At 71.7% G+C, this 12,155-nt stretch carries 12 protein-coding genes and 1 pseudogene; 6 read left to right on the forward strand and 7 right to left on the reverse strand.

Features of this window, described 5'->3' with window-relative positions; translation table 11 throughout:
• Position 1: 1 nt before the first annotated feature.
• The gene (locus tag V5E28_RS11655) at positions 2-346 is read left to right on the forward strand and encodes an ArsR/SmtB family transcription factor (RefSeq protein WP_336206706.1); all 345 of its coding nucleotides are present in this window, start codon (positions 2-4) and stop codon (positions 344-346) included.
• Here the strand turns inward: V5E28_RS11655 and V5E28_RS11660 are convergent.
• Positions 321-1,064, reverse strand: coding sequence for an AraC family transcriptional regulator (locus V5E28_RS11660; RefSeq protein WP_336206707.1), 744 nt, complete (start codon positions 1,062-1,064; stop codon positions 321-323). The two genes, V5E28_RS11655 and V5E28_RS11660, sit on opposite strands and share 26 nt — an antisense overlap.
• A gap of 64 nt (positions 1,065-1,128) precedes the next feature.
• Here V5E28_RS11660 and V5E28_RS11665 point away from each other — a divergent pair, with 64 nt between their 5' ends.
• On the forward strand, positions 1,129-1,722 hold the full coding sequence (locus V5E28_RS11665; RefSeq protein WP_336206709.1) for a TIGR03086 family metal-binding protein: 594 nt from the start codon (positions 1,129-1,131) through the stop codon (positions 1,720-1,722).
• A 311-nt stretch (positions 1,723-2,033) separates the two neighbouring features.
• Here V5E28_RS11665 and V5E28_RS11670 read toward each other — a convergent pair whose 3' ends face one another.
• Positions 2,034-2,966, reverse strand: a complete 933-nt coding sequence (locus V5E28_RS11670) for a LysR family transcriptional regulator (RefSeq protein WP_336206711.1) — start codon at positions 2,964-2,966, stop codon at positions 2,034-2,036.
• Here V5E28_RS11670 and V5E28_RS11675 point away from each other — a divergent pair.
• The 3 genes from V5E28_RS11675 to V5E28_RS11685 all read left to right on the forward strand — a co-directional run bounded on the left by V5E28_RS11675 (position 2,965) and on the right by V5E28_RS11685 (position 7,328).
• Entirely contained in the window at positions 2,965-3,564 is a 600-nt protein-coding gene (locus V5E28_RS11675; protein ID WP_336206713.1) for a short chain dehydrogenase, read from the forward strand. The two genes, V5E28_RS11670 and V5E28_RS11675, sit on opposite strands and share 2 nt — an antisense overlap.
• 686 nt (positions 3,565-4,250) lie before the next feature.
• The gene (locus tag V5E28_RS11680) at positions 4,251-5,906 is read left to right on the forward strand and encodes a hypothetical protein (protein ID WP_336206715.1); all 1,656 of its coding nucleotides are present in this window, start codon (positions 4,251-4,253) and stop codon (positions 5,904-5,906) included.
• Between the two features lie 549 nt (positions 5,907-6,455).
• Positions 6,456-7,328, forward strand: coding sequence for an AraC family transcriptional regulator (locus tag V5E28_RS11685; RefSeq protein WP_336206716.1), 873 nt, complete (start codon positions 6,456-6,458; stop codon positions 7,326-7,328).
• On the opposite strand, the gene V5E28_RS11690 is transcribed toward V5E28_RS11685, so the two are convergent.
• From V5E28_RS11690 to V5E28_RS11705, 4 genes and pseudogenes are all read right to left on the reverse strand, one after another.
• Entirely contained in the window at positions 7,325-7,546 is a 222-nt protein-coding gene (locus tag V5E28_RS11690) for a hypothetical protein (protein ID WP_336207121.1), read from the reverse strand. The genes V5E28_RS11685 and V5E28_RS11690 overlap by 4 nt on opposite strands.
• Before the next feature lie 763 nt (positions 7,547-8,309).
• A pseudogene (locus V5E28_RS11695) lies at positions 8,310-8,522 on the reverse strand (glycosyltransferase); the annotation flags it as partial.
• A gap of 186 nt (positions 8,523-8,708) precedes the next feature.
• A complete protein-coding gene (locus V5E28_RS11700; protein WP_336206718.1) occupies positions 8,709-9,680 on the reverse strand; it encodes an SDR family NAD(P)-dependent oxidoreductase in 972 nt (323 codons plus the stop codon).
• Between the two features lie 72 nt (positions 9,681-9,752).
• Positions 9,753-10,289: an NUDIX hydrolase family protein gene (locus V5E28_RS11705; protein WP_336206720.1), complete on the reverse strand. Its 537-nt coding sequence runs from the start codon at positions 10,287-10,289 to the stop codon at positions 9,753-9,755.
• 135 nt (positions 10,290-10,424) lie between these two features.
• On the opposite strand from V5E28_RS11705, the gene V5E28_RS11710 reads away from it, so the two are divergent.
• Positions 10,425-11,165: a dihydrofolate reductase family protein gene (locus tag V5E28_RS11710; protein WP_336206722.1), complete on the forward strand. Its 741-nt coding sequence runs from the start codon at positions 10,425-10,427 to the stop codon at positions 11,163-11,165.
• A gap of 496 nt (positions 11,166-11,661) precedes the next feature.
• Here V5E28_RS11710 and V5E28_RS11715 read toward each other — a convergent pair whose 3' ends face one another.
• A complete protein-coding gene (locus V5E28_RS11715; protein WP_336206724.1) occupies positions 11,662-11,973 on the reverse strand; it encodes a hypothetical protein in 312 nt (103 codons plus the stop codon).
• Positions 11,974-12,155 lie beyond the last annotated feature (182 nt).

Genomic DNA, 12,155 nt, shown 5'->3' on the forward strand with positions numbered 1-12,155 from the left:
GATGAGAGTTCTGGACCATCCGAGGCCAGAGGATATCCGGCTGGAGGCGGTCCTCCACGCCCTCGCCGACCCCATGCGCCTGGAGGTGGTGCGCTTCCTCGCCCAGGCCGGCGGGGAGGTGGCCTGCTCGGAGATCGACCTGGCGGTCAGCAAGTCCACCGGCACGCACCACTATCGGGTCCTGCGCGAGGCCGGGATCATCAACCAGGTCTACCGCGGCACCGCGAAGCTGAACTCCCTGCGCCGCGAGGACCTCGACGCGCTCTTCCCCGGCCTGCTCGACAGCGTCATAGCCGCGGCGGCCAGGCTCGGCACGCGGGCTAGTAGCGCTCGGCATAGCGGGTAGGGGGCTCCCCGAAGAGCCGCCCGAAGTCCCGTACGAAGTGGGCCTGGTCGGCGTAGCCGAGCTCGGCCGCCAGCTCCGCCCAGTCGATCGAAGCGCCCCGGGAGAGCCGCTCGGTCACCTCGTGCAGCCGATAGCGGCGGATCACCCGCTTCGGGCCGATGCCGACATGCTCGGCGAACAGCCGCTGCAACTCCCGCACGGTCATGCCGGCCCGGTCCGCCAGGGCGCCGACCCTGGTGATCGCGGCGTCGGCGGCGATCGTCGCGACGAGGTCCATGGCCTCCTCCGCTCGGGGATCGGGGACCGGTAGCCGCGCTCTGAGGAAGGCTTCGACCGCGGCGGCCTCCGGCGGGTCCGGCAGGTCGCCGGGGAACACCTCGCTCGCGTTCACCGACCGGTCGGTGAGCGTGGAGACGGGCGCGCGCAGGAACGGGCGGAAGCCGCCCGCCCGGAACGTGACCCCGAACACCTGGTTCCTGCCTGTCAGTACCCTGACCTGGTGCCCGGTGCACACGCCCTGCAGCCTCGCGCCGCCGTCCTGGAACGTCAGGTGCACGTTCGGGTACGGCACGATCAGCTGGCGGTAGGGCTCGCCGTAGTCCCAGGAGACCATCCAGAAGCGCGAGACGTACGGCGCCAGATCTGGCGCCGGGTCGGGGTAGGCGTGCTGCTGGAACCTCCTCCACGCGCCGCCGACCTCGCGGGCATCTCTTGGCATGAGGGCGAGCTTATGTCGCGTTTGTTCAAGACATCGCCCGGGACGTTGTGCTTTCTTGGGGGCCATGTCGAACGAAACCCTGATGGCCCGCGCGGCCGCGCCCTTGCTGGAGACCGTCCATGGCGTCAAGCCGGACCAGCTCGGCGCGCCGACGCCGTGTGCCGAATACGACGTGCGCAAGCTGATCAACCACCTGCTGTTCTGGGGGCCCTCGCTGGAGGGCGCGGCACGCAAGGAGAGCGTGCCGCCGCCCGCCGGGGCTGACACGGAGCTGGACCTGACCGGAGACGACTGGGCGGCCGCCATGGAAGCGCACATGGAGCGGCTGGTCGCCGCCTGGAGCCGGGCCGCCGCGTGGGAGGGCACGACGTTCATGGGCGGGCAGATGGAGCTGCCGGCGTCGCTGGTCGGCGGGATGGTGGTGGGCGAGCTGGTCGTGCACGGCTGGGATCTGGCGCGCTCGACCGGCCAGGTCGCCGAGTGGGACGACGACCTGGTCGCCTACCTGCACGCGGAGGTCGAGAAGAGCGCGGAGCTGGGCAGGCAGATGGGCGTCTACGGGCCCGCGGTCGCGGTGCCCGCCACCGCGTCGATCCTGGACCGCGCGCTCGGCCTGGTGGGCCGCGAACCCACCTGGACCCCTCAGACGCTGAGCTGACCGGCGGCGCGCAGCTGGTGCAGGTCGAGTCCGGCGCGGGTGTCGAGCAGGACGCGGGAGCGGTCGTGGCCAAGACGGGCGCTCACCGACGTCATGACCACCGGCGCGCACACCGTCGGCGGTCGGCAAAGGCCTGGTGACCAGGGCCGCACGATGATCATCGAGTGGGCCGTCGAGGAGCGGCGCGGTCGACGTCATCGTCTGGTGAACGGCCACCGCCCGACTGCTGGAGGGCCGCCGGACCGGGCCGGTGTGGCGCGTCCGGCCGGCCATCATGGCCGCCAGCCGGCGCGTTCGTACGTCGACCGCTGCTAGGACTCTAGTTGCTGTTGCACCAGCCGGCGGAGGGCGTCGGTCGCGGGATGAGAGGGGCTCCTCGGCCACACCAGATACACCGTGACTGGCGCGGCACCGGAAAGCGGTAGGTAACGGACGCCTGGATGGGGATGGTTGTAGCTGGTGCCCGCAGAAGTCACCCCGACGGCTTCACCGGTGGCAATGGTGGTGAGCCATTCGTCCACGCCCGGCACCTGGAAGGTCAGGGGCCGCTGGTCGTCGGGCCACAGATCGGCGCCGGCGGTCGAGGCGGTCGAGCACAGGACGACAGGCTGGCCCGCGAGATCGGCCAGGCGCACGGCCGAGCGCTGAGCGAGCGGATGCTCCTCGGGCACGGCCACCATGCGCTGCTCGTGGATGAGGGAGCAGCTCAACAGCGAGGGATCCAGGGTGGGATCGGTGCGCAGGAACGCCACGTCGGCCTCGCCTCGCCGTACGGCTGCCTCCGGGTCATCCACGCGTCGGACGTGCACGGGGGTCTCAGGGTGGCTGTCACGCCAGGCACGAAGGAGGGGAACCGTGTGACTGCCCAGGGCGGACCAGGCGAAGGCCACCCGGATGGAGCGCGGTTGCGTCCCTGGCGCGACTTCGGCCAGCGCGGTGTCCACCTGGTTGAGAATGCGGTGGGCCTGCTCCCACAGCCGCCTTCCGGGTTCGGTGAGCGTGAGGCGGCGAGTGGTGCGCTCCACCAGCCGGGTGCCCAGGCGGCTTTCCAACTGTTCCAGGGTGCGAGAGAGGGCGGGCTGGCTCATGTGGAGAGCGAGCGCGGCACCGGTGATGGTGCCCTCATCTCCGATCGCGACCAAGGCCCGGAGATGACGCAGCTCCACATTCATAACCGCCGAGCATAAATGCTGCCTAAAGAGCATTTCACTGTGGGCCCCGGACCGCCGTAATGTCGTCGCCATGAAGATCCTCCTCATCGGCGCGGGCGGCACGCTCGGCACCGCCTTGCGCGAGACGCTGCTCGGGCGTGGCCACGCCGTCCTCACCGTCGGTCGAAGCAGTGGTGATCTACGCCACGACATTTCCGACCCCGCTCAAATCACGGCACTGTACGCGAAGGTGGATGTGGTCGACGCTGTGGTCAGCGCTGCCGGCGATGTTCCCTGGAAGCCGTTCGTCGAGATGACACCGCAGGATTACCAGGCGGCGTTCGACGGCAAGGTGTGCAGCCAGATCGAGCTGGTGCGCCAGGGTGTTCCTCACGTTTCCGAGCGCGGGTCCTTCACCCTGATCAGCGGAGTGCTGGCTCGTGAGCCTGTTGCCACGGGCAGTGCCGCGTCCATGGCCAACGGCGCGGTGGAGGCGTTCGTGCGGGCGGCCGCCATCGAAATCGCACCTCAGCGAATCAACGCCGTCTCCCCGACGATCTTCACGGAAGACCTCGACAAGTACGGGGCCTACTTTCCCGGCTTCCCGCCGGTAGACCTCAGCGACGTCGCCGAGGCTTACGTCCGCTCGATCGAAGGCGCCCAGACCGGCCAGGTCTACGCCCTTCCGTAGTGCTGGGAGGACTTCCCGGAACCGTTCACGAAGCGTCCGATGGCAGGCTGCGTGGCGTGATTACCGTCTTCCTCCGCAACCTAGGCCGGTCCGTCATCACGCGGACGTCTCAGGCCACACCGGACCCGCTTCCGCCGGCGCCTGCGTTGGGCTGTCAATAGCGCAACCGCGCTTTGCAGGGGTCCCTACCATGCCTTTGAGCTGCGGCGGAGCTTTTACACCACGGCGGCCGCAGAGGTTTCGTCGCGGCGTACTAGGCGCCGACGTCATGCCGTTGAGCTGCGGTAGCGCCTATTGACACGGCAGCGGCTCCCAGGCCTGCATCCAGCCGATGCGGCGTGATCAGTGGACCACCGTGGTGGCGACCGTGACGAACATGCCGAGGTAGACGATCATGCTGAGCCGCGCCACCACTGCCGTTGTCACACGATCCCGCACCGCCGACCTGGGGGCGGGCTGGGCGATGCCCGATGCCGCCGAGCAGCCCGGCGCCAACCTCTACGGGGCACAAGCGTTGCTGAGCTCTCGGTAGGGACGGGGGTGCTTGATCACGGTTTGATGTCGTTCAGGCTTGCCGACCTCGTGTTATCACGGAGAGTTCGGCCTTCCGTCGAGATGTCGGTCTTGACATGGGAGCATCAGCTCGACGTTATTAGAACTATTGTTCCCATCTTCAGGAGGTCTGCGTGCACCACCCACTGGTTCGCCGATTAGCCGCTTACTGCGGCGCCGCCGGCCTGATCACGGGCCTGCTCACCGTGCCGACCACTGCCGCCTCGGCCGCCGACACCACGACCGACCTCGGGGTGAGCCTCGATTCCTTCACCGCCGACATCGCCGTCGGCGGTGGCCGGGTGTTCGTCTCCGCCGCAGACCGGATCATAGTCGCCGACCTCGGCGGAAACGTCACGGGCGGCGCCGTCACCGGCCTGTCAGAGGTGGACGGGCTGGCCCTGAATGCGGACGCCACCCGCCTGTACGCGGCCATCAGCGGATCGGACGAGGTGGCCGAGATCGACACCGCGGGCCTCACCGTCATCCGGCGGATCGACCTGTCCGCCCATCCGTGCCCGTCCACGCTGGCCCTGTCCGGCGAGTGGCTGTGGGTGGGACACGGTTGCGGCGGCGAGCAGGGCGGCGAGGACGGCGGCGCCGTCGGCCTGGACCTGACGGCGGCGACACCGGCACCGGTGGCGCTCGGGCGCGTGCACGCCCGGCCTCCCGTGCTCGCGGTCGCCGGCGACACGCTCGTGGTCGGCGAGACCGGCATGCACCACGCCGACCTGCTTGTCTACGACGTCGGCGGCAGTACCCCGACGCTGCGCGGCGAGATCGACGGCCAGACATGGGACCTGGACAGGCTGAGCGAGCTCGCTCTCACCTCCGACGGCTCCACCCTGGTCACGGCGGCCGACGCCCCCGGGTACTTCACCAGGTACGACACCACGACCCTGACGGCGACCGGCGCCTACGGGGATGAATGGGACGGGTACCCAGCCGGCGTGGCGATCGGCTCCGGCGGCGCCTACGTCGCCGCGGGGCGCCAGTGGGGCACCGACCTCACGCTCTACGACGCCGTGACCGGAGCGGCGGTGTACTCCGCCGACCAGCCGGACGCCGAGCTGATCCCAGGCGGCGTCGCGTTCTCCGGGCCGGACGTCTTCACGCTGCTGCGGAACTCGGCGGGCCGGCTGCTGCTGTGGCGGCTGCACGGCGTCACGCTGCCGGCCAGCGAGCTGACGCTGACGGCCCCGGCGCGCGCGTGGTTCGGTACGCCGGTCACCGTCGAAGGACGGCTCACCCGGGCCAACGGCAAGTCGCCCGGCGCCCAGCCGCTCGCCGTGACCCGCCGCCTACCCGACGGGATGAGCGAGCCCCTCGACAGCGTGACGACAGGCAAGGACGGCAGGTTCACCTTGACGGACACGCCGCCGGGCGTCGGCGAGGTGACCTACACCGTGCTCTGGGACGGCGACAGCAGATCCCGCTGGAGCAGCGCCCTCGCCACCGTGACGGTCAGGCACATCTCCTCGCTAACCCTGGACGGGCCGGCGTCCGGCACCGTCGGCGAGCCCATGGAGCTGACCGGCGTGCTGTCCGCGGGCGGCCGGCCACCCGCACCGGGCGCCACCATCACCCTGCAGCGCACCGTGGCGGACGACGACAGCTCCGAGACCGTCAAGCTCCCGCCCCTGAGCACGAACGCCGACGGCTCTTACGCCTTCACCGACACGCCGGAGACCGCCGGCAGGTACACCTACCTCGCGATGTGGACCGGGCACGCCACGGCCGGGCCGGCCAAGGCCATCCACCTCGTCACCGTCACGCCGGGCACCGGGTGACCTGCAGGGCGTGCCCGGCCGTCAGCCGGGCACGCCCTCATCGCGCCACCGACGGCGGCCGCTTGGGTGCCGACTTCTCTGAGGAGGGCGGACAAATGGTCGGGCGACAGGGCTGCCCTTCGGCGGCCGGGGAACATCCAGCGAGGCGCGGTTGGTGGCGGTGCTCATGTTTCGCGAGCCGCGATGTAGTCCAGTTGTTGGGATGCGACCGGCTCTGGGACGGGTGAGGGCGGATCCCCGAGTCGCAGGAACACGGCCTCTCCGTCGCGGAGCAGGTCATCGACGGTGAGCTGGACGACCCGGGCAAGGGGCTGCGCCACTTGGGGCTGGGCGACGAATACCGGTTGTCCGGCAAGTCGATCCGATCCTGGGGGTACCTCATGGGAAGATCTCTGGCCCGCCGGGGCGTAGTCCTCGCCGGGCAGGCTCGGCGAGCGCGAGCTGGAACCACGCTCCCTCGATGATCGCCATGACGCGGTAGGAGAGACGCCCAATGCGTCAGAGTCCTCGGTCTTTGCGTCAGCGTCCACCGGATGGCACGCTTGCCGGATGGATGTGCTGTCTGACGCGGTCACCGCCGCGCGGGTGGGCCGGCCGCGGTCCACCCGGCGGGCGCACAGGGCCCCCTTCGCCGGCTGGCATCCCCAGGGCGAGGGGGCGGGCTTCCACGTCGTGCTCCAGGGCTCCTGCTGGCTGACCCGCCAGGACGGAGACCCGGTGCCGCTCGGGGTGGGGGACGTGGTGTTCCTGCCGCACGCGTGCGCGCACGGGCTGACCGACGACCCCGCGACCCCGCCGGGCGCCCGGGGAGAGCCCGGACGGCCGGGCGGCTCGACCGTCCTGCTCTGCGGCGCCTACCCGCTGGACCGCGCCCGGACGCATCCGCTGCTGGCCGAGCTGCCGGAGGTGATCCACCTGCCCGCCCGGATCGGGCGCAACCCCGCGCTGCAGGCGGCGGTCGAGCTGCTCGGACTGGAGCTGGACCGGCCGCCCAGCCCCGGCGGTGACGCGGCCGTGCCGGCGCTGCTGGACCTGCTGCTCCTCTACATCCTGCGCACCTGGTTCGAGGAACGGCCGGGCGAGGCCGACGGCTGGGCGGCGGCGCTGAAGGATCCCGCCGTCGCCGCCGCCCTGCGCGCCATCCACGAGGACCCGGCCAGGCAGTGGAGCGTGGAGTCGCTGGGCAGGCAGGGCGGCCTGTCACGCGCGGCGTTCGCCAGGCGGTTCGCGACGATGGTCGGCCGCCCGCCGCTCGCCTACCTCACCTGGTGGCGGCTCACCACGGCGGCCCGGCTGCTGCGTGACTCCGACGCGCCGCTCAGCGCCATCGCCAAGCAGGTCGGCTACGGCTCCGAACACGCGCTGGCGCACGCCTTCAAGCGGGAGTACGGTCTCGCGCCCGGCGCCTACCGCCGCGACTAGAAGGTCAGCACGCGCCGCGCGGCGGCTGCGGCGCCGTCGGTGCGCACGGTGGCGGCGACGGATCGGGCACGGGCCGCCACGTCCGGCCGGAGGGCGTGGGCGAGAGCCGTGGCCAGCGAGCCCGTGGCCGGTGCGGCGGGCGGGTGCGCGGTTCCGATGCCGAGGTCGTGGACTCGGCCCGCCCAGTAGTGCTGGTCGAAGATCTGCGGCAGGACCACCTGGGGCGCGCCGGCCCGCGCGGCCGCGGTCGTGGTGCCGGCGCCGCCGTGGGTGGACGACGGCGGCGACCCGCTCGAAGAGCGCCTGCTGGTTGACCTCGCCGATGGAGACGCAGCCGGGTGCGTCGTCCGGCAGCGACAGGTCCGTCCATCCGCGGGACACGATCGCGCGGCGCCCGAGCGCGCGGGCCGCCTCGATCATCGCCTTGCCGAGGTCGCCTGGAGCGCGGATGCTGCCGAAGCCGAAATAGACGGGTGGTTCGCCCGCGTCCAGGAACGTCTCCACCTCGGCCGGCAACGGACGCCGATCCGGCAGGATCCACGCGCCCGTCTGCGCGACGTCCCGGTCAGCGGGGTCGGGCCAGGGCGCCAGCGCCGCGTCCGCGGCCAGCCAGGGCAGGTCGGTGAAGACGTGGCCGCGCACGTCCTCGACGGGGGCCAGGCCCGCCGACGCCCGATGGGCGTTGAGGGCGGCGCGCCAGGTGTCGTTCCAGTGCCGCGCGCCCTCTGCCCAGAGGGTCCGGTTGTCTGCCGCCCCGTGCGCCCGTCCCCGCGGTGACATCGGTGGTGGGGCGTGGCGGGCAGACGGCAGCGTGACCGGGCAGTAGCTCGCGTGGACGTACCCGATCCCCATCTCCTCGGCCATCGAGCGGGCGGCGATCAGCAGGTAACCGCCCGCCACGAGGACGTCGCAGCCCCTGGCGGCCGCCGGCAGCGTGGCGAACTGGGTGGCGACCGTGGCCTGCGCCAGCTGGTGCAGCTGCTCGGGTGTGGGCGGGGTCCGCGTGACTGACGCGGTCCTGCGCAGCTCGGGCCCTATGGGCGTGAAGGGGATCGCCAAGGAGTCGATCCAGGCGCGGAAGTCGGGTGGCGCGCACAGATGGACCTCCTGACCGAGAGCCCTCAACTCCAACGCCAGCGCCACCAGCGGCTGGACGTCGCCACGGGATCCGATGGTGGACAGCAGCACGCGCATCCGAACTCCCCCTGCGACAGGCTCGGCCACGGTCGGTCGACCGCGCCTCCGCCGGCACCTGGCCGGTCCGGCTCACGGCCCCAGATTCTGGGCCACGACCGGGGCCTTGCCGCAAGTCCCCCACCCGGCTATACGTTGAAGTGGGAACGAGGCCGCCGGCCCGGAGGCGGCTCGGGAGCGGCCACGTCACGGGCGCGGGCCGGCTCCGAAGGCGTCGACGCCGGTGAGCTCGGCCGAGAGCTCCCACAGGCGCGCGGCCTGCTCGGGATCCGTCGCATGCGCCTGCACACCGCCCGGCTCACCCTCCACCACGGCGGGCTCGGCGACGTCGCAGTCCTCCAGGTAGACGCCGCCCATGCCGTCGAGCCGCGGAGAGGTCGCCGCCCACACCTGCGTGGCCGCACCCTGCTCGGTGGTCTTGAAGCCGGTGGCCGTCAGGTTGCCCTCCTCGTCGATCCAGCCGGCCTCCACCATCTCCGCCTTCGGCAGGTGCCGCTGCAGCGGCGTCAGGATGCTGCCCGGATGCAGCGAGAACGCCCGCACTCCCGCGTCCCTGCCGAGCTCGTCGAGCCGTACGGCGAACAGCACGTTGGCCGTCTTGGCCTGCCCGTACGCGTCCCACTTGTCGTAGCCGCGGGTGAAGTGCACGTCGTCCCAGCGGATGCCCGAGCGGCGGTGGGCGGCCGAGGACACCGACACCACCCGGCCCCCGCCGCGCGCGATCGCCGGCCACAGCCGGTTGACCAGCGTGTAGTGGCCCAGGTGGTTGGTGGCGAACTGCGCCTCCCATCCGGGGCCGATGCGCGTCTCCGGGCAGGCCATGATGCCGGCGCTGCCGATGAGGATGTCGATGTCGCGGCCCGAGGCGAGAAACCCCTCGGCGAACCCGCGGACGCTGCCGAGGTCGGCCAGGTCGAGCTCGCCGACCTCCACGCCGTCGATGCCCGCGACCGCTTCCTCGGCCAGCTTGGGCCGGCGGGACGGGACCACGACGCGGGCGCCCGCGCCGGCCAGTGCCCGCGTCGTCTCCAGGCCGATGCCCGAATAGCCTCCGGTGACGACGGCCAGCCGTCCGGAGAGGTCGATCCCGCGCAGTACGTCGCGTGCGGTGCTCCAGGCGCCGAAGCCGGATCCGATCTTGTGTTGAGACGTCGTCATGCGGCCGATGCTACGAACTGGAGCGCACTCCAGGTCAAAGCGAGGGCCCGCGCCCGCAGGGCGGCTGCCGCCTCAGGGCAGGCGGCCGACGAAGGCGAGAGCCTGCTTGAGCAGGACGCCCTGCCCGCCGGTCATCTCCTGCTGCACCATCGGCGAGGCGGCCTCGTCCGGCGTGAACCACTCCAGGTCGAGCGCGTCCTGGCGAGGACGGCAGTCACCGCGGACCGGCACGATGTAGGCCAGCGAGACGGCGTGCTGGCGGGGATCGTGGTAGGGCGTGACGCCGGGCGTCGGGAAGTATTCGGCCACGGTGAACGGCACCGGCGAGGCGGGCAGGCTGGGCAGCGCCACCGGGCCGAGATCCTTCTCCAGGTGGCGCAGGAGCGCGTCGCGGATCCGCTCGTGATAGAGCACGCGCCCCGAGACCAGAGCACGGCTCACGCCCCCGTCCTGCGCGATGCGCAGCAGGAGGCCGACGCGGGTCACGACGCCTGTGTCGTCGACCCGCACCGGCACGGCGTCCACGTAGAGGATCGGCATCCGGCCCCGGACCGACTCCAGCTCCTCGGGAGCGAGCCAGCCGGGCGCGGTCTCGGTTATTTCGGTCATCCGTTGATCGTACTTGCCGCCGGCCCGCGAGTTGCGTCCGGTACGCGGCCCGGCAGCGGTCGGCGGTTCCGGCGGAAGATGTCGGAGGGGGTTGGTAGAACGGCCTTGGGAGGGACGCCAAGGACGGAGAAGACGATGGATCGCCCCCGTGTCATCACGCACAACAGTGCCGCGGTGGACGGCCGCCTCGAGCTGTCGCCCGGCACGCCGATCATGTTCGACGAGCGCTGGCCGTCGTCGGGGCAGGACGGTTACGCCGACATCATGCGCCGCCACCGGCCGCGGGTCCTGCTGGAGGGCAGCGGGTCGTTCGTCGGCGCCGGCCAGGAGCCGTCACCCCTGCCGCCCGCCGACCAGCCGGCCGGGGCCCTGCTGGAGGACTTCGTGCCCGACGAGATCGTGGCACGGGCCACCAAGGGATGGATGACCGTCCCGGACAGCAGAGGCCGGGTGCGGTGGACGTACAAGGAGTATCCCGACGAGGCGTGGGCGGGCTGGCACCTCCTCGTGCTCGTCGCCGCCGGCACGCCGCTCGACTACCTGGCATACCTGCGCCGTGAGGGCGTCCCTTACCTGGTGGTGGGGGAGGAGCGGGTCGATCTGGGCGGGGCGCTCGCGGCCCTGCGGGCCCGCTTCGGCGTGGAGACCGTGGTCGCCACGGGCGGCGGCAGGCTGGGCGGCGCGCTCCTGCGGGCGGGGCTGGTCGACGAGATCGAGGTGGAGGTGCTGCCGATGGCGGTGGGCGGGACCACCGCGACCGCCCTCTTCACCGCCCCCGACCTGGACCGGTCGGCCCGGCCGGCCGGGCTCCGGCTGCTCGGGGTGGAGGAGAGGCCGGAGGGGCGGGTGCTGCTGCGATACGAGGTCCAGAGGTAATTGATCTACTTTGTAAAGGAGGCGGCGCAGCACAGAAACCCCATCAGCGACCAGCTCCAAGACCGGACAGCGACCGTCAACCCCGCCGTTCGGCCAGGTATGAGGTGGACTTTCGGGGGAGGCGCCTGGTTTCCGCCGTTCCTAACGTCGTGGGGCATGGAAACTCTTTCTTGGCGTGATGCGGGCCGTCGCCTGCTCGGCTCGGCCGCCCTGCTGGGTGCGGGGGCCGGAGGTGGGGCCTGGCTGGCCCCCGGCGGGCTGGGTGCGGCGGCTCCGGTGCGGGCGGTGGACGGCGTGTCGGCGTCCGCCTACCGGTGGGTGGCCGACGCGGTCGCGGGCGCGCCGCGGGCGGTCTTCGAGCTGGCCTCGGAGGGCACGCTGGTGGTCCTCGGGTTGCTCCTCGTCGCGGTGGGATGGGCGGCCGTGCGCCGCCGGGACGCGCGCGGCGTCGCAGGGACCGTCCTGATCGGCGCGGGCACGATGGCCGCCTACCTGATCAGCGAGAGGCGAGGTAGCGCAGCTCGGCTGGATCGCGCCGGGTGGCGGGTTGCAGGCTCAGCACCTGGCCGCGTAACCAGTTGCTCCAGCCTCGGTGGAAGAAGTGGCCCTCGGGGAACAGTCGCTGCGCCTGGTCAGCGGCTCCGTCGTCCAGCGCCGCACGGAGGAAGGCGAGCTGCCGGCGCACTCCGGCAGGTTCGCCGATGCCGGGCGCGATGAGGCGGACCGCGCCGGTCAGTGCGCAAGCGGTGGTCACGACGGCGATCAGCCGGCGTGACCAGCGCAGCGCCCGGCGTGCTCGTGAGGGCATCCGGTGATCTTAGTGGGCGCGGGTCCAGAAGTCGGCGCCCTCTCGCACGGACACACCTGGCGGTGGCGCGAAATTCATCGCATTGCGAGAAGTGGCCGCATTTTGACTGTTATACGGCCCTGTTGTGGACCGGTTGGGGGAACGTCCGGAACGAGGCATTGATCACCGGGAATCCGCGAGGA

The sequence above is a fragment of the Nonomuraea sp. LPB2021202275-12-8 genome, assembly GCF_037044575.1.
GTDB lineage: Bacteria > Actinomycetota > Actinomycetes > Streptosporangiales > Streptosporangiaceae > Nonomuraea.